General features: G+C 63.9%; 20 protein-coding genes. 8 read left to right on the top strand and 12 right to left on the bottom strand.

Annotation, left to right across the window (positions count from 1 at the left end; translation table 11 throughout):
• Positions 1–18 precede the first annotated feature (18 nt).
• Complete coding sequence (locus tag ACTUWL_RS26755; RefSeq protein WP_021078904.1) at positions 19–843, top strand: quinoprotein dehydrogenase-associated SoxYZ-like carrier; 825 nt, start codon at positions 19–21, stop codon at positions 841–843.
• A gap of 25 nt (positions 844–868) precedes the next feature.
• On the opposite strand, the gene ACTUWL_RS26750 is transcribed toward ACTUWL_RS26755, so the two are convergent.
• A complete protein-coding gene (locus ACTUWL_RS26750) occupies positions 869–1,225 on the bottom strand; it encodes a hypothetical protein (protein WP_021078905.1) in 357 nt (118 codons plus the stop codon).
• A gap of 149 nt (positions 1,226–1,374) precedes the next feature.
• Here ACTUWL_RS26750 and ACTUWL_RS26745 point away from each other — a divergent pair, with 149 nt between their 5' ends.
• Genes ACTUWL_RS26745 through ACTUWL_RS26730 form a run of 4 tightly spaced genes read left to right on the top strand, consistent with a single transcriptional unit; the run spans position 1,375 to position 4,142 of the window.
• On the top strand, positions 1,375–2,307 hold the full coding sequence (locus ACTUWL_RS26745; RefSeq protein WP_291735345.1) for an ABC transporter substrate-binding protein: 933 nt from the start codon (positions 1,375–1,377) through the stop codon (positions 2,305–2,307).
• A gap of 2 nt (positions 2,308–2,309) precedes the next feature.
• Positions 2,310–3,047, top strand: a complete 738-nt coding sequence (locus tag ACTUWL_RS26740) for an ABC transporter permease (RefSeq protein ID WP_021078907.1) — start codon at positions 2,310–2,312, stop codon at positions 3,045–3,047.
• Positions 3,037–3,747 (top strand): ABC transporter ATP-binding protein, encoded by a 711-nt coding sequence (locus ACTUWL_RS26735; RefSeq protein ID WP_021078908.1) that lies wholly within the window; start codon positions 3,037–3,039, stop codon positions 3,745–3,747. The genes ACTUWL_RS26740 and ACTUWL_RS26735 overlap by 11 nt, the downstream gene beginning before the upstream one ends.
• A gap of 41 nt (positions 3,748–3,788) precedes the next feature.
• Complete coding sequence (locus tag ACTUWL_RS26730; protein ID WP_021078909.1) at positions 3,789–4,142, top strand: hypothetical protein; 354 nt, start codon at positions 3,789–3,791, stop codon at positions 4,140–4,142.
• A 3-nt stretch (positions 4,143–4,145) separates the two neighbouring features.
• Here ACTUWL_RS26730 and ACTUWL_RS26725 read toward each other — a convergent pair whose 3' ends face one another.
• The 4 genes from ACTUWL_RS26725 to ACTUWL_RS26710 form a co-directional block, all read right to left on the bottom strand.
• On the bottom strand, positions 4,146–4,382 hold the full coding sequence (locus tag ACTUWL_RS26725) for a hypothetical protein (protein WP_021078910.1): 237 nt from the start codon (positions 4,380–4,382) through the stop codon (positions 4,146–4,148).
• Positions 4,383–4,500: 118 nt separating this feature from the next.
• The gene (locus ACTUWL_RS26720) at positions 4,501–5,355 is read right to left on the bottom strand and encodes a hypothetical protein (protein WP_021078911.1); all 855 of its coding nucleotides are present in this window, start codon (positions 5,353–5,355) and stop codon (positions 4,501–4,503) included.
• A gap of 316 nt (positions 5,356–5,671) precedes the next feature.
• Positions 5,672–5,752 (bottom strand): pyrroloquinoline quinone precursor peptide PqqA, encoded by an 81-nt coding sequence (gene pqqA / locus ACTUWL_RS26715; protein WP_012029362.1) that lies wholly within the window; start codon positions 5,750–5,752, stop codon positions 5,672–5,674.
• Positions 5,753–6,083: 331 nt separating this feature from the next.
• A complete protein-coding gene (locus ACTUWL_RS26710; RefSeq protein ID WP_021078912.1) occupies positions 6,084–6,386 on the bottom strand; it encodes an EF-hand domain-containing protein in 303 nt (100 codons plus the stop codon).
• 258 nt (positions 6,387–6,644) lie between these two features.
• Between ACTUWL_RS26710 and ACTUWL_RS26705 the strand changes: the two genes are divergently transcribed.
• The 3 genes from ACTUWL_RS26705 to ACTUWL_RS26695 all read left to right on the top strand — a co-directional run bounded on the left by ACTUWL_RS26705 (position 6,645) and on the right by ACTUWL_RS26695 (position 9,596).
• A complete protein-coding gene (locus ACTUWL_RS26705) occupies positions 6,645–8,309 on the top strand; it encodes a methanol/ethanol family PQQ-dependent dehydrogenase (RefSeq protein ID WP_021078913.1) in 1,665 nt (554 codons plus the stop codon).
• A gap of 70 nt (positions 8,310–8,379) precedes the next feature.
• Positions 8,380–8,673, top strand: a complete 294-nt coding sequence (locus ACTUWL_RS26700) for a c-type cytochrome (RefSeq protein WP_291735351.1) — start codon at positions 8,380–8,382, stop codon at positions 8,671–8,673.
• Positions 8,670–9,596 (top strand): substrate-binding periplasmic protein, encoded by a 927-nt coding sequence (locus tag ACTUWL_RS26695; RefSeq protein ID WP_021078915.1) that lies wholly within the window; start codon positions 8,670–8,672, stop codon positions 9,594–9,596. The genes ACTUWL_RS26700 and ACTUWL_RS26695 overlap by 4 nt, the downstream gene beginning before the upstream one ends.
• An 18-nt stretch (positions 9,597–9,614) precedes the next feature.
• On the opposite strand, the gene ACTUWL_RS26690 is transcribed toward ACTUWL_RS26695, so the two are convergent.
• The 7 genes from ACTUWL_RS26690 to ACTUWL_RS26660 form a co-directional block, all read right to left on the bottom strand.
• Positions 9,615–10,523 carry a flagellin gene (locus tag ACTUWL_RS26690; protein WP_021078916.1) on the bottom strand — a complete coding sequence of 303 codons (909 nt, stop codon included), beginning with the start codon at positions 10,521–10,523 and terminating at the stop codon, positions 9,615–9,617.
• A gap of 10 nt (positions 10,524–10,533) precedes the next feature.
• Entirely contained in the window at positions 10,534–12,312 is a 1,779-nt protein-coding gene (gene flgK / locus ACTUWL_RS26685; RefSeq protein ID WP_021078917.1) for a flagellar hook-associated protein FlgK, read from the bottom strand.
• 27 nt (positions 12,313–12,339) lie between these two features.
• A complete protein-coding gene (locus tag ACTUWL_RS26680; protein ID WP_021078918.1) occupies positions 12,340–12,795 on the bottom strand; it encodes a hypothetical protein in 456 nt (151 codons plus the stop codon).
• A 19-nt stretch (positions 12,796–12,814) separates the two neighbouring features.
• Positions 12,815–13,072: a hypothetical protein gene (locus tag ACTUWL_RS26675; RefSeq protein ID WP_021078919.1), complete on the bottom strand. Its 258-nt coding sequence runs from the start codon at positions 13,070–13,072 to the stop codon at positions 12,815–12,817.
• On the bottom strand, positions 13,069–14,376 hold the full coding sequence (gene flgE, locus ACTUWL_RS26670; RefSeq protein ID WP_021078920.1) for a flagellar hook protein FlgE: 1,308 nt from the start codon (positions 14,374–14,376) through the stop codon (positions 13,069–13,071). Before flgE ends, ACTUWL_RS26675 begins: the two co-directional genes overlap by 4 nt.
• A 19-nt stretch (positions 14,377–14,395) precedes the next feature.
• Positions 14,396–15,064 carry a flagellar hook assembly protein FlgD gene (locus tag ACTUWL_RS26665; protein WP_035651351.1) on the bottom strand — a complete coding sequence of 223 codons (669 nt, stop codon included), beginning with the start codon at positions 15,062–15,064 and terminating at the stop codon, positions 14,396–14,398.
• Between the two features lie 236 nt (positions 15,065–15,300).
• Positions 15,301–15,852 carry a hypothetical protein gene (locus ACTUWL_RS26660; protein WP_307756286.1) on the bottom strand — a complete coding sequence of 184 codons (552 nt, stop codon included), beginning with the start codon at positions 15,850–15,852 and terminating at the stop codon, positions 15,301–15,303.
• Positions 15,853–15,886 lie beyond the last annotated feature (34 nt).

Below are 15,886 nucleotides of genomic sequence, written 5' to 3'. Positions count from 1 at the left end.
GCATAGGATTCCGCGAACATGACCGGACATCGCGCCCGCCTGTTTTGCATCGCCAGCCTCGTTGCGATCGCGCTGGGCACACCGGCTGCGCCCGCGGCGGAGACCTATGATCCCTGGCCGGGTCTCGTCCAGGACATCTTCAGCAACCGTCCGATGAATGACGGCAATGATGTCATCGGCATCGAGATGCCGGCGCGCGCCGAGGATGCGGCGATCGTTCCGGTGACACTGCGCACCAAGCTATCGCCCGGCGACAGCCGCCGCGTCGTCGCCATCACGCTCGTGATCGATGAGAACCCGGCGCCGATGGCTGCGAAATTCACGCTGGCCCCGGACGCCAACGTTACCGAGATCTCGACGCGAGTCCGCGTCAACAACTACACCAACGTGCATGCCGTCGCGGAGCTCAGCGACGGCAAGCTCTATGTCAGCAAGGTCTATGTCAAGGCATCCGGCGGCTGCTCGGCGCCGGCCGGCAAGAATGTCGAGGAAGCCAAGAACCGTCTCGGCCAGATGCGCTATCGCCAATTCACGAAGGCCGAACAGGGAGCGGCGACAAGCACGCGCGAAGCCCAGATCATGATCGGGCATCCGAACAATTCAGGCCTGCAGATGGACCAGGTCACGCAGCTCTATATCCCGGCCTTCTTCGTCAACGAGCTGCACATCTGGCAGGACGACAGTCCGGTGCTGGCGATGGAGGGCGGAATCTCGATTTCCGAGGATCCCAACATCCGCTTCACCTACGTCTCGAACGGCGCCAGGCGCTTCCGCGCCGAAGCCAAGGACACCGACGGGCACGTCTTCGAGCACGAATGGAAGATCGAGAATCCCGGGACCTGAAGGGTCCGCGAACTCGCGGTCAAGACTAGAAACAGCGGACTTCAGCTTCGGCCTGGGCGCGCCTGAGGTCGTTGAGTGCGTTGGCGGCCTGCTCGGATGAGCGGAACTGGCCGCCCAGATTGCCGCGCACCTGCGCCATGCTCAGCACCGTTTCGGCGGTGACGTAGCGATCATAGGGGATGATGGAGGCGACGACGTCGATCGAGCAGGAACATTGCTCGATCGATTGCCGGGATTCGCCATTGGCCTTCATGCAGCCGAACACATATTCTGCCCGCGCCGAGGTCGGGTAGTCATTGATCTCCTGGGCCCGCGCGCCCACGGAAGTCCCGGCGAGCACTGCCAGGAGCATGGCCGGGACGGCGACAATCGGTCGTAGCATGCCAGCTCCTGCCATGGTCGTGCTTCCTCTTCTCTTCCCGCAAGCTATGCTATGGGTGTCGATCAGAAAAGAAGACATTCGGGGAAGTGGCTCAAGAAGCGATGATCATGTCTGTACGCACGGTGTTGGCTGCGGCAGTTCTGGCGGTCATGCAGTTCGGCACCTCGTGCAATGCGGAGACCATCCGCGTTGCAGCGCAGAAGACCGGAACGTTCGCCTGGGAACTGGCGGTCATTCGCTCCCATGGTCTCGACAAGAAGGCCAACCTGTCGATCGACGTCGTCGAGCTCGCCAGCCCCGAGGCCGGCAAGATCGCGCTGCGCTCCGGCACGGCCGACGTGATGGTGTCCGACTGGCCCTGGGTGTCGCGCGAGCGCTCGCTCGGTGCCAAGCTGCAGTTCTATCCGTATTCGAGCGCGCTGGGCGCGGTGATGGTGCCGGCTGCCTCACCGGTCAGGACGCTCGCTGACCTCAAGGGGCGCAAGCTTGCGGTCGCCGGCGGCGCGATCGACAAGAACTGGCTGCTGCTGCAGGCCGCCTTGAAGCAGGACGGCGTCGACCTGAAGTCGCAGGCGACCATCGTCTACGGTGCGCCGCCGCTGCTCGCCGCCAAGACCCTCGGCGGCGAGATGGACGCGACGCTCAACTACTGGAATTTCTGCGCGGCGCTCGAGGCCAAGGGCTTTCGCCGCCTCGCCGGCATGGAAGAGATCCTGCAGAAGCTCGGCAGCAAGGGCCGCATCGCGATGATCGGCTATGTGTTCGACGAGGCCTGGGCTGGCGCCAACAAGGACCTGGTGGCCCGCTTCATCGCGGTGACGCGCGCTGCGAAAGAGGTTCTGGCGACGTCGGACGCCGAATGGGATGCGATCGCGCCACTCACCGGCGCGCAAGATCCGGCGACGTTGCAGGCCTATCGCGACCGCTACCGCGAAGGCATCCCGCGCCGTCCGATCGTTGACGAAGAGGCTGATGCCCGCGTGCTCTACCGGGTGCTGGCGCAGCTCGGCGGCCGCGATCTGGTCGGCACTGCGACCGAGCTCGATCCCGGCACCTTCTATCAAGCGATCCCGGGAGACTAGCGGTGCTGCGCCTGCTGTCATTCGCGCTGTTCATCGCGACCTGGTGGATTGCCTCGCTCGTGATCGGCGATGCGAAGCTGCCGGCACCGCCGGCGGTGCTGTCGGTGCTCATTGCCGAGGCCCGATCGGGCGCGCTGTTCGTCAACCTCGGCGCAACGCTGGCCCGCGTCGCGCTGGCCTTCACGCTGGCGATGGCGCTCGGCTCGGCGATCGGCTACCTGATGGGCCGCGTCTCGCTCGCCAATCGCCTTGGCGATCCCTGGCTGATCCTGCTGCTCAATTTGCCGGCGCTCGTCGTCATCGTGCTGGCCTATATCTGGGCCGGGCTGACCGAGGTCGCGGCGATCGCGGCCATCGCCATCAACAAGCTGCCGACCGCCGTCGTCACGTTGCGCGAGGGTGCTCGCGCGCTCGATCCTGCGCTCGACGAGATGGCGACGGCGTTCGCCTTGCCGCGCGGCCGCGCGTTCCGGCATGTGATCCTGCCGCAGCTTGCGCCCTATATCGCTGCCGCGGCGCGCTCCGGGCTCTCGCTGGTCTGGAAGATCGTGCTGGTCGCCGAATATCTCGGCCGGCCGAACGGTGTCGGCTTCGAGATCGGCGTCGCCTTCCAGCTGTTCGACATTCCCCTGCTGCTCGCCTACTCGCTGAGCTTTGCCGGTGTCGTGCTGGTCATCGAGACGGTGATGGTGCAGCCGTTTGAAACCAGGCTAACGCGGTGGCGGCTCCGTGCAGCTTGAGGTCAATATCACCGGCAAGAGTTTTGAGAGCGCGGCCGGGAAGCGGCACGACGTGCTCGACAACGTCACCTTCACGTTGAACGCCGGCGAGGTGGGCGTGCTGTTCGGCCCATCGGGCTGCGGCAAGAGCACCCTGCTCCGGATTCTCGCCGGGCTCGACGGCAACTACCGGGGCCATGTCGCGCGCTCGCCGGGCATGCGCCTCGGCATGGTGTTCCAGGAGCCGCGGCTGCTGCCCTGGCGCACGGTCGAGGAGAACGTGCGCCTGGCCGCACCTGGCGCCGACGACGGCAAGCTGTCGGCGCTGTTCGAGGTGCTCGAACTGAGCGCGCATCGCAACCACTTTCCGGGCGAGTTGTCGCTCGGCCTCGCACGCCGCGTCGCGCTTGCCCGCGCCTTCGCCATCGAGCCGGACTTCCTGATCCTCGACGAGCCGCTGGCCTCGCTCGACAATGCCCTCGCGGGCAGGCTGCGCGACCAGGTCGCGACCCTGGTGGCGAGCCGGACGATGATGACGCTCCTTGTCACCCACGATCTCGACGACGCCGTCCGCCTCGGCGACCGCCTGTTCTTCCTGTCGCCGCGGCCCGCCCGAATCCTTCACGTCGAAACCATAGCCGCGCCGCGTGCAATGCGAGGTGAGCCGGAGATCGGCGAGATCAAGCGACGGCTCTCGCAGTTGGACCTTGCAAATATGTGAGACGCCGTCATCCTTGGATGAAAGCTGCAGGGAGAGGTTTGATGTTGCGCGCGTTGATTGCTGTTGGTGTCGCCTTGCTGGTGCTGCCGGCGACCGTGCTCGCCCAAAGCAAGGGCAAAGGCATCCGGCTATGGAATCTGACCAGCGCCACGATTTCGAGCTTCGAGCTGTCGCCGGCCGGCAAGAATGAATGGGGCCCCAACCAGACGCTGAACGACAAGGACAAGGAAGTCGACCACGACGAGCGCCTGCGCATCACCGGCGTCGAGCCCGGCCGTTACGATGCCAAGGTCGGCTACAGCGGCGCCAGGCAGTGCTTCGTCCGCGACATCGAGATCAAGGCCGATGCCGTGTTTTCGGTCTCCGACAAGGACCTGAAGGACTGCAACAAATAGGGGTTAGCCCGCCGGCGGCTTGCCGTCCGTGCTCGCGCGATCATTGCTGTGCGGATATTCGCAGCGCCATCGCACCGCGGTCCATTTCGGATGCTCGCCGACCCATTGCGCGATGTAAGGCGGCGCAGCCATGGCGCATTGCTGCAGCGAGCCATTCCAGTTGAACACCAGATGCTGCTCCTCGCAGGTGGCGGGCGACAGCACGGCACATACGGTGACGATCAGATCAATCGGGTTCATGCGCGATCCCTAAGCGTGCCCATGAAAAAGATAACACGACGGAATACGGAGTCAGCCGATCGCAAGTTTCACAGCCCCGTGAAACGACGCGAGAACCCGGTCTCGAGGCCTTTGCGTCCTAGAAATTCAGACCATACACCAGCCGCGCCTGTTGGCGCTCGAAATTGACCAGGTCGAGCGCGGCATTGCTCCCGGCCCGCTGTCCCCAGGCCTGCACGCTCCAGGTCGCGGTCAGGCGCGTGCGCTCGGAGAGCTGGAAATAGGCGGTTGGGCCGACGAATAGCGCCTGCCCGGACAATTCATCGAGGCCGATCCCGTCATACTTCCTCAAATAGCGCACTTCGCCGCCGATCAGGACATCCGGCTTCACCTTGGCCATCAGCCCGAACGCGACGCCGACCGTGGCGTCCTGCTCCGCCGCACCGGTGCGCGGCATGCGTGTCCATTCCGGCTCATAGCTGACGTTGAGGGCCGCAACCGCAAGATTCGGGATCACCTCGCGGTCGAACGCCACTATGAGTTCGGTGCCGTAGCTGCGGACCGCCGCGGCGGTCGTTTCGTCGATGCGGTTGGCACGCGTCGCCAGCGCGACCGTCATGCCGAAGGGCGCGGCCTCGCGACCGAGGAAGCGATAGCGGAAATCGACCGAGACGCCCTGCCACGCCGATTGACGGCGATCGTCAAAGCCCGGGACGCCGTTGATGTCGTACGCGCCGAACGAAGTGCCGAGCTCGACACGAAAGTTCGGTGCCGGAACGAGCTCGAGCTCCATTTCCTGGTTGAGCGCGCGGTAGCGGCCGCCGTCCTTGGCGAAGCGGCCGGTGGTCTGGCTCTGGAATTCCCGCTCGCCGACCTCCCCGACATCGGAGCCGATCATGAAGCCGAAGATGTGCTCGGTATCAAATCCTTCCGCGTAGGCAGCGAGCGGCAGCACCGCTGCAACGCCGGCGACCGCAGCGCACAGCGCCCCCACCCAACGCCCTCGTTTGATTTCCAGACCCATCGACCCCGGACCACCGCCTCAGGCCGCACTGTAGGGCAAAGCAGCACGGCCTGCCAATCGCGCACGCGGTGTCAGTGTTTCGTGGGAAGGATGCGGGGGAAGCTATCCGGGCGGCGGCATCGCGGCCGCGAAAGGCGCCTGCCCGGCTCGATACAGCAAGCTGCACGAGTCGGGCGGGCTGTCTCGCATGACTTGTCTTAGATCACTTGTCTTAGATCACTTGTCTTAGATCACTTGTCTTAGATCACTTGTCTTAGATCACTTGTCTTAGATCACTTGTCTTAGATCACTTGCGCGCTGCGCAGGCGTACATGTTGATTTCCATGCCGACCGGCACTTCGACGATCTTCGGTGCTTTCCAGGCCATTTCCTTCTCCCAAGTACAGGTTGGCGCAAGCCTCGCGCCGCACGGCAAGCTAGGGCTGGCGCTTCCAGGGCGCAAGCCGGCCGGATAAGGACCCGACTTCGCTGCTGGACATGCCGACACGGACGACGGCTCGCGGGCATCAGCCCGGCTTCGAAACGGCTGGGAAATTCCGACACTGATCTGTCAGGCATTTTCCGGCTGCCGGAGGACGACGCGCGCATAAGCAGACCGGATTGCGTCGGCCAAGTCTTGCCCGGGAGCGAAATCGCAACTTTATTTGTTATGCGCGGAATCCAGCGTCAATATCCGGAATTCGCCCGGCAGAACGAGCCTATTTGAGCAGGCGCAACAGTGCCCGACCGGCGCGCGATTTGAACTCTTTCGCATCCGGTGTTCCGTCATTGTCGGGACCGGCGGCCCTGAAACGCTGCTCGACGAGCGCGAGGTACTCGTCGAGCGTCAGGGTGCCGTCGTGATCCGGATCCGCCGTCTTGAGCTCCTTCGCGGTCAGCCGCCCGCGTAATTCGCGCACACCGAGCGTGCCGTCATGATCGGGATCGAGCTTCGCGAACAGGTCGACGTATCGACAATTGCAATGTGCCGCCGGACAAGCGGGGAACCAAGCCGCGTCCAAGTGCCTGTCCCCATGCGCCGTCGAGCTGATCGAACCGTTCGCGCTGCGGCACAAGTGCGAACCGCGCTTGGCATTGCGTATTCCGCACTACGGTAAGCCACGGACGCATCAGCGGAAAAGCTGACGCCTTCGACCGGCCTGCTGCCGTGGCTGGGGTTCGTTCACGTTTTCGTATTGACCCGTTTTGGTTTCAGGCCGATGGTTCCGTCCGCAACGTCAGGAATAGGCGTGCAGAGCAAGGTTCATTGGGAGGATATGATGAGACGCATTGCGCTGGCCGCAAGCCTCGTAATTCTTGCATCCTATGGTGCAAGCGCTCAAACCAACGAGCAGTTGGTCAAGGGTGCGACTGATACATCGAACGTTCTCAATTACGGAATGGGTTACAATCTTCAGCGCTTCTCGACGCTGAACCAGATCAACAAGGACACCGTCAAGAATCTGGTGCCGGTCTGGAACTACAGTTTGAACGACGACCGCAGCGAGGAATCGCAGCCACTCGTCTACCAGGGCGTCCTTTACGTCACCACGCACAACGCCACGATCGCGATCGACGCCAAGACCGGCAAGCAGATCTGGAAGACCAAGGTCGAATATCCCGCCGAGACGCCGCGCATCGTCTGCTGCGGCATCATCAATCGCGGCGCCGCTCTCTATGACGGCAAGCTGTTCCGCACCACCCTCGACGCCAATGTGATCGCGCTCGATGCCAAGACCGGCAAGGAGCTGTGGCGCGAGAAGGCTGCGGACATCAAGGAAGGCTACTCGATGACGGTGGCGCCGCTGGTCGCCGACGGCGTCGTGATCACCGGCATCTCGGGCGCCGAGTTCGGTACCCGCGGTTTCATCGACGGCTGGGATCCCGCGACCGGCAAGAAGCTCTGGCGCACCTACACGATCCCGACACCGGACGAGCCCGGCGGCGACACCTGGAAGGGCGATACCTGGAAGCTCGGCGGCGGTTCGACCTGGATCACCGGCTCCTACGACGCCGAACTGAACACGGTGTATTGGGGCATCGGCAATCCCGGACCATTCAATGCCGCCGTGCGCCCCGGCGACAATCTCTACACCTGCTCGGTGCTCGCGCTCGATCCGAAGACCGGCAAGATCAAGTGGCACTACCAGTTCTCGCCGAACAACCCGTTCGACTACGACTCGGTGGCCGAGATGGTGCTCGCCGACATGAACGTCGAGGGCAAGCCGACCAAGGTGCTGATGGATGCCAACCGCAACGGCTTCTTCTACGTGCTCGACCGCACCAACGGGAAGCTGCTGGCGGCCAATCCCTATGTGAACGTCAACTGGGCGACCGGCGTCGACATGAAGACCGGCCGCCCGATCGAGACCGACATCGTCAAGGACGCGCGTGACGGCAAGAAGGTCACGGTCTATCCGTCGATCCTCGGCGGCAAGAACTGGGAGCCGATGTCGTTCAATCCGCAGACCGGCCTCGCCTACGCCAACACGCTCGCTTTCGGCGGCAAGTACAAGTCCGAGCCGGCGACGTTCAAGCAGGGCGAATGGTATGTCGGCATGGACCTCACCGATCCCTGGGAATGGGGCACCGGACCGCGCGGCCATCTCAAGGCCATCGATCCGATGACCGGCAAGGCGAAGTGGGAAGCGCCGAGCGATATTCCGCGCTTCTCGGGCGTGCTCTCCACCGCCGGCGGCGTGGTGTTCTCCGGTCAGTTGACCGGCGAATTCGAGGCGTTCGACGCCGACACCGGCAAGAAGCTCTGGCAGTTCCAGACCGGCTCGGGCATCGAGGGACAACCAATCACCTGGCAGCAGGACGGCGTGCAGTATGTCGCCGTCAACTCAGGCTATGGCGGCGTGTATTCGCTGTTCTCGGGCGACGAGCGGTTGGCCAAGGTGCCGCCCGGCGGCTCGCTGTGGGTTTTCGCGGTCAAGAACTGAGCGCGGAGCACACGTGACTGAAAGAGTACCCCTGTTGACGGCGGCGATCTTCGCCGCCGTCGCGGCAGCCTTGATCACCTTGATCCCGGCGGCCGCACAGCAAGCCAGTGCAATCGACCTCGAAGGTCAGTCCGACCAGGGCAAGGTCACCTACGCCAAGAACTGCTCGCATTGCCATGGGCCCAACATGGTCAACTCCGGTACGATCACGCCGGACCTGCGCGCGTTCGCCGGCGACAAGACTCGCTTCGTGACCACCGTGAAGCAAGGCAAGAACGGCAAGATGCCGCCCTGGGCCGATATCCTGAGCGAACAGGAGATCGCCGACGTTTGGGCCTTCCTGCTGAGCCGGAGGCCCCAATGAAGGCCCTCCTGGCGACTGCCGCGACCGCGCTGCTTCTCGGCATGACGGCGGCAACGCATGCCGGCAACGAACCGCTCAGAGTATGCCTCGACGAGGACCTGCCACCCTTGTCGGCGCATCATCGCGGCAAGCCGGATGCCGGCTTCGACGTCGCGCTCGCGCAAGCGATTGCCGAGCGGCTCGGACGTCCGCTCAATATCCAATGGTTCGAGAGCAAGCTCGACGAGGATTCCAGTCCGGCGCTGGAAGCTAATGCCTTGCTCTCGGACGGGCGCTGCTCGCTGGTCGGCGGCTATGCCCTCACGACGGATTCGCTGAAGGCGCCCGGCGTCACGACGGCCAAGCTGCCGGACTTTGACGGCGCCACCCGCGACGATCGCCGCCGCCGGATCCCGATCGGGGTGCTGGTGCCGAGCCAGCCCTATATCTATTCGCCGATGACCGTCGTGCTCGGTCCCAAGGCCAAAGACCGCAAGATCACCGATATCGGCGATCTCGCCGGCCTTCGCCTGACGATCGAAAGCGGCACGCTGGGCGATGCCGTCCTGATGAACTTCGACAAGGGAAGGCTGATCGACGACATCACCCACCTCGTTCCCGGCCGCAGCGACCTGCTCGGAGAGCTCGAGCGCGGCGAATTCGACGCCACGTTGCTCGACCTCCGCCGGTTCGACGCCTACCGCGCGAGCCGTCCGGATACCAAGATCACAGCGTCGGGCTATTATTATCCGATCGGCGCCAACCGCGGTTACGTCGCACTCGAGACCGACAAGGCGCTGCTGGACGCCGTCAACAAGGTGCTCGCCGATCTGCAAGCCAAAGGCACCATCGCCGAGCTCGGCAGAACCGCCGGCCTCACCTGGCTCGCCCCGCGCGAGCCGATCATCCTCGGCGATGTCTGGCTCAAGATCCTGAACCGCTGAGCCGCTCGCGGCGGCCCGCTATTTCAGATAGTTGGCCAGGTTCATGCTCTGGATCTTGGCGATCGCCGAATAGGACGCCGTCAGTTGCGCCTGATAGGTCGACAACTGCGCCGTCACCGCAGCGACGTCGACGCTGGTGAGGTTGGTCGACAGGGTTTTCGCGAAATTCTGGTAATCGCTCTGGCTGGTGCTGGCGGTCTCGATCTGCGACGCGGCCGTCGAAAGCTTTGCCTGCACCGTGGATGTCGCATCCAGCGCATTGCTGGCAAGGTCGAGCGCCTGCGAGATATTGCTCGACGTCAACGTCGTGCTGTTGCCGACGTATTTCAACAACCGCATGACCTGCTCGAAGGCCGGATTGTCGGCGGTGACGCCGTAGGAAACGGACTGACTGTCCGAAACCCGCACCGAGGCGATCTCGCTGTCGCCCTTGTAGTAGCTGGTGTCAGACGTCGTCAACGATCCGGTGCCGGTGTCATAGCTCGACAGATCAACGGGCGCGGTGTCGGTGCGGGCGCCGCTGAAGACATACTCACCGTCATACTGGGTGTTGAGCAGGCCCTGCATCTGCGATATCGCCTGCTGGGCATAGTTGATCACCGACGCCGTCGCCGTGCTGCTGCCGGTGGTCGCCGCGCTGAGTTGGGTGCGAAGCTGTGTAATGATATCGGTCACCGAGCCGACCGCCGAATACATCGCCTGCACCTTGTTGTCGGCGAGATTGCTGGCATCGATATAGGTCTGGGCACGCGTCACCGACACCTGCAGATTGATCACGCGCCCGGCGTTGGAGCCGTAGCCGCCGAAGTCCTCGGATTGCAGTCCGGAGGACTCCTGCACCTGTTCATTGGCCATTGCGGCCTGTAGGCGCAGCGCACCGGTGACCATCTGATCCGACAGCGCAAAGGTAGCAACACGCATCATCATGACGATGGCCTCACGCTGTGGTCATCGCGGTCATCAACGCCGAGAACATGGCGTTAATGGACGTGATGATCTGGGACGCGGCAGCGTATTTGTTCTGCAATGCACTCAGGTTCGCGCTTTCCTGGTCGATGTTGACGCCGGATTGCGACGACATCGAGCTCGCATAAGTCGACTGCGCGGTCTGCTTGGCGGTGTAGGTCGACGACGCCTGAGCGGCCTTGCCAGCGACGTTGGCAACGATCGCTGCCGCGTAGTCGGTGAAGGAGCCGGTGGTGGCGCCGAGCCCGCCCGCCATGGCGAAATTGGTCGACCCCGTCAGCGCGCTCGAGAGTGCATTCACGACGGTCGCCGAGCCCGCCGACAGCACCGAGCTTCCAACCGCCAGGGTTGACGACGCGTCGAGCGTCGACGTCGGCAGCGCCGCCGTGCCGTTGAGGATATCGCTACGTACCGCAATATTCGAAGCGCTGGTGCCGGTGATCAGGTCGTTGAGCCCGAAGTAATCCGAGAATCCCTCCGCCGAGCTGCCGACCGAGCTCGTCATCTCGTTGATGGCAATGCCGTTGCCCGATCCAGAGGCAGAGATCGTCAGGTGTCCGTTGGCATCGACCGACGCGGACACGCCCGAGATTCCGTTGATCGCTGTGGCGAGCGCGCCGACTGTCGTATAGGACGCCAGATTGAGGTCCTGGTAGGAGACGAGGTTGCCGCTCTTGTCCGCGACCGCGATCCGCACCGTGCCGGTCGCCGAGAGCGGCGTCGCGTTGCTCACGGTGGCAGTTCCGGTCAGGCTGGCCGGGGGCGGCACCGATGTGCCCTGGTTCGATACCGCGTTGACGCTGGCGGTCAGCTGCTGGGCGAGCTCGTCGAGCTGCGACTGCGCGGCCGGCAGCGTCTGATCACGCAGGTTGACCAACGCGCTGACCTTGCCGGAGGAGATCTGCGAAGTGATGTCGACCCCGTTGACGGTGATGCCACTGAAGCCGCTCGTCGGCGAGCCCGCGACATACGTCGTCGATGCCGTCACATTGGACGTCGGGGTGAAGCTTAGGGGATGGGCCGTGCTGTCGACCAGCGCCTGCCCCGAGCCGGTATAGATCTGCAGATCGCCGCTCGATGTGGTGAAATAGCTCACATTCATTTGCGACGCGAGGTCCTGCAGCGCACTGTTGCGCTGGTCCTCGAGGTCGGCAGTGGGCTGGCCCGCGGCCGCCTCCTGCTTGATCTGCTTGTTGAGGTCGGAGATCTGCTGCAGATCGGAATTGATGTCGCTGACCGACGAGGCGATGTCCTGGTCGGCATTGGCACGCAGCTTCTGGATACCCGTCGAGGTCTGCTGCAGCTGCGTCGTCACCGCGCTGAGCGCGCTGACGGCGTTCGACTGCAGCGACGCGCTGCTCGGCGTGCTCGCCAGCGACGACAGCGCCGATTCGAATGCTGCGAGCGTGTTGGCGAGCGAGGTGCCCGTCGTCGAACTGCCTCCACTCGACGTGCTGCCGTAGAGCTGCTGCAGCTCGGTCAGATAGCTGTTGTTGGTGTTGGCGGCACCGAGATCGGAATCGGCTCCGACCAGCGACTTCAAGAGCAGCTTGTCGACCGCGCTGCTGATCCCGGTGATCGTGACACCGGTGCCGACGCCTGCAGTGACGTTGCTGCTCTGGTTGGCGGTCTTCTCGGTATAGCCCTTGGTGTCGGCATTGGAGATATTCGCCGAGGCGATGCTGATCTGCACCTGCGTGGCGGACAGCCCGCTGAATGCGATGCTTCGTGCAATATCGAGCGACGACACGACCCACTCCCTCCGGCGCCGGCCCGATCAGGCCCGCACGTTGGTGCCATAGGACATCGCGGACGTGACGCGACGGCCGCCGGCGCCGTAGGGCGATACGTTGGCGATCTGCTCGCGGATCGCCTGCATGATCGCCTCGATCCTGCGGTTGCTGGCATCGATCGCCGCGCGCAGCCGCATCACATTCTCGTCCATCGCGACCCGGAGCTTCAGGATCCGATCCAGCAGCTGCTCCCGCAGCACGCGATCCTGGACGTTGAGGTTTGCGGCCTTGCCGACGGCTTCCGCCACGCACTGCTCGAACAAGGAGGCAAGCCGGTTCTTCTCGTCGACCTGCTTCAGCCGCGAGGCCGGTAGCCCCTTGGCGAGCTCGACATTCTCCTCGTTCACGATCGCGATCAGATTGTCGATCAGCGTGATCAACGACCTGGCGCGCTCGTCATTGCCCGCGGGATTGATCTTGATGTTGCGTTCCGGTGTCATGTCATCGCTCCCGTTCAAGCTAGTGTCCGCGACGCAGGGCGCGAACCGATTGTGCGCTGCGCCCATATGCGGTGATGGCCGTTACCCGGGCCGAAGCCCGGTTGAATTCCTGGTCGAGCCGTACGCATTCGCGCATCAGCAGATCGCGTAAGGTTCCGATATCGTCGAGCAGCGCAATGAGCTGCGCCCGATCGCCGGCCCTGACGCTGGCGGCTCGCGCGGTCAGGCGCCGCAGCTTTCGCAACAGGGCATCTTCGCGGCTTGCGTTTGCCATCATCGCGACACCGCCGAGATCAGCGTATCGAACATCTTGTTGACGGTGGTGATCACCTGCGACGCAGCCGAATAGGCCTGCTGGGCCGAGATCATGTTGGAGAACTGGCCGCTGGTATCGGTGGTGCTCGATTCCAGCTCGCTGCCGTAGATCGTGCCCGCACCGTTGTTGCCCGAGGTCTGTAGCGTGGCGTTGCCGGAGGCCGCCGTCGCCGAGTACATGCCGTCGCTTGCCGCGGTCAAACCGTTGGGGTCGCTGAAGGTCGCGACCGCGATCTTGTAGATCGCGATGGTCTGCCCGTTGGAGTAGGTGGCGTCGACCACGCCGCCCTTGCCGATCGCGATGCTGCTCAGCTTGCCGTAAGGCAGGCCGTCCGAGTTGATGCTGGTAAGATTGATCGCGGGTGTCGTTTGCCCCGACGAGTATTGCGTCAATCCGTCGGTCTTGCCGGCCGTGCCGAAATCGAGCGCAATGGCGCTGGTGCCGGAACTGTCGGCCGCGCCATCGGTCCAGCCGGTTATGCTGATGCTCGGATTGGCCGGCGTCGTCGAGGCCAGCGACCCGTCGGGGTTGAAGGTGATCGATACAGTATCGGTGATCGGAGCGGCTGTGGTCTTGGTGGGGTCCGACGCCAGTTTCGGCTGGCCAAACGAGGCCGTCCAAGTGTTGGTGCCGGTCTTCGCCCAGGTGACCTCGACCGAACTCGCGGTTCCCAGCGAATCGTAGACCGTCATCGAGCTGGTGAACGCGGGAGCGGCGGCGGTGGGGGGTGTTGCCGTAACTGCCGCATCAGACGGCAGGTTCAAGGCAAATGTCGTCTTTGTGGTGGCGCTGCCACTGGTGGCGACCGCTTGCGTGTTGATCGGCGCCAGGCTGGAGGCGGAGGCATTACCGATGATGTTGCCTTGAGCGTCGGTGCGCCACCCCTCGAGGTAATTGCCGTTGTTGACGAGATATCCCGAGTTGTCCGTCGTGAACGCGCCGTTGCGGGTGTAGGAGGTGGTGCCGCCGGTCGTCGCATTGGTGGTGACGAAGAAGCCGCTGCCCTGGATCGCGACGTCGGTGGCGTTGGTGGTCGCGGCGAGCAATCCCTGCTGGGTGATGTTGGCGCGGCCGGATACATTGACGCCGCCGGATGTGTATGAGGTGGCGCTGCTCGACGCCGTCACCAGATCGTTGAACATCGCCGACGTGGTCTTGTAGCCCGTGGTGTCGGCGTTCGAAATATTATCGGAAATCATTGCCAGCGACTGGCTCTGCGCGTTGAGCGCCGAGATCGCCGAGGAAAGTGCACCAGTGAGACTCATGATAATACTCCGGAAGCAATCAGGACGTGACGCCGATGATGTTGGCGGCGCTGACCGGGACGCCGTTCACGAGCAACGAGGGCGTCGAGCCGGAGGCATCGATCCCGGTCACCGTTCCAGTCATCGTGGTGTAGCTGAGCAGCGAGTTCCCGGCCGCGTCGGTCGCGTTCACCTGGATCGTGTACTGGCCGCCATTGCTGAGCTGGGTGCCGCTCGTGGTCTGACCATTCCAGGCGAAGGTGTTGGAGCCGGCATTTCCGGTCCCCTTGCCGCTCCACACCGTATTGCCGGAGGAATCCTGGATCTTGATCGCGACGTTGGAAGCGGCCGAGGTGAGCGAGTAGCCGAAGGTCGCCGAGCCGTTGGTGAGCTCCGCCGTGTTCGTCTTCGCCTCGACGGTGTGGCCGATGTAGTTGACCGAGTTGAGCGTCACGAGGCTCGAGAACGAGTTCGCGAGCGACGTCATGCTGGCGTTGGTCGACTGCTGTTCGGTGAAGTTGGCGTAGGAGGTGAGCTGGTTGATGAAGTCGGTCGTGCTGGTGGCGTTCAGCGGATCCTGGTTCTGCAGCTCGCTGACGAGCAGGTTGAGGAAATCGGTCGAGCTCATCCCCATCGACGCGCTCGTCGACGAACTCGACGAGCCCGAGGCGGCGGAGGTTGCAGCAGAGGTTGCCGAGGAAACGGTCATGACAAGGCTCTCTTCGCCGCTGGCTAAGGCGACGGAACGCGTTGAAACATTGGGATCGTGAAGTCGTTCGCAGATAAAACGGATGACGCGCCGAATTCAGGCGCGGATTCATCCGTGCGGAATCACTTGATTAATCGGCAGAATCTGCCGATCGGCCGCGGTCCCGAGGCGTCCAAATGCATGCAGGCCAACGCGCCACGCGAAGGCGCGGCGTGCCGCAAAGGCGATGCGGAAGCTTAGAGCGAGAGGCTGAGCAGCAGATCCGGTTCGCCGAGCATCAATGCCGGCGGCGCCAGCGCGGGCAGCAGGCACAGCGCCAGCAACAGGGCCGGCAGCACCTTGCCTTGCTGGGCGGATTCGCCTGGCCCTTGCGCATCGTTTGGCTGCGCGTCGGGCGAAGCCGGCTCCGAGCCCGACGCTTGCGGCAGATCCTCTTGCGGCAGGTCCTCTTGCGGCAGTTCCCTTTGGGGCAGTTGCGCCGCCGCGGTCACGATGCGGTCGGCAAGGCCCTTGGGGGCACGAACCGGTGGCGCCGCGAGCGCCCGGCGCACTGCGCTCGCCTGCTCATAGAGCGTCCGCGCTTCGGCCGAAGAAGCCAGCAGCTGGACGGCGGCAAGACGCTGATCATCGGGCCAGCGGGATAGGTCCTCCCCCAGCCGGTCGATCAGGTCTTCGAATGTCGCAACGTCCATCCCGCGTGCAGATCCAGCCTCGTCGCCAAGGCCGTCATAAAGCATTCGCGGGACGGCGGAAATCAATTTCCGCCGCCGCAGCGTCAGGTCCAGCATGGTGCTCACCGGGCGGCCATTTTCCCCATCAGGA

This window comes from Bradyrhizobium sp. WCU1, from assembly GCF_053474805.1.
This window is presented reverse-complemented; position numbering and strand designations above follow the sequence as displayed.